The 250-nt window shown below is 58.8% G+C and carries 1 protein-coding gene; it reads left to right on the top strand.

All coding sequences use genetic code 11. The features are described from left to right. Nucleotides 1-204 (top strand): hypothetical protein (locus ACY0MJ_RS22465; RefSeq protein ID WP_462640779.1); only part of this gene is annotated, 204 nt, incomplete at its 5' end. Between the last annotated feature and the right edge of the window lie 46 nt (nucleotides 205-250).

Here is a 250-nt window from a genome sequence, read left to right as displayed (position 1 = left end):
GCCGATGCCATTGAACGCTGTCAGTCAGCCGAAGCGGCTGATGTGGCCCGGGAACTGGTGAAGACCATCGATTACGATGGCGCGACGGGGACCATTTCCCTCGATGCCAATCACGATGCCATTAAAGACGTCTTCATCATGACCTTCCAAGATGGCCGGCCAGAACTGGCGGCGACGATTCCCGCTGACCATCAGACACAGTAAGGCAGATACTTCGCCATGGCCTGGCGCCGGGCTTTCCAGTCGGGCA

It is taken from the genome of Ramlibacter sp. bp-362, assembly GCF_054956735.1.
The sequence above is the reverse complement of the archived record's forward strand: the minus strand, read 5'-3'. Positions and strand labels throughout refer to the sequence as shown.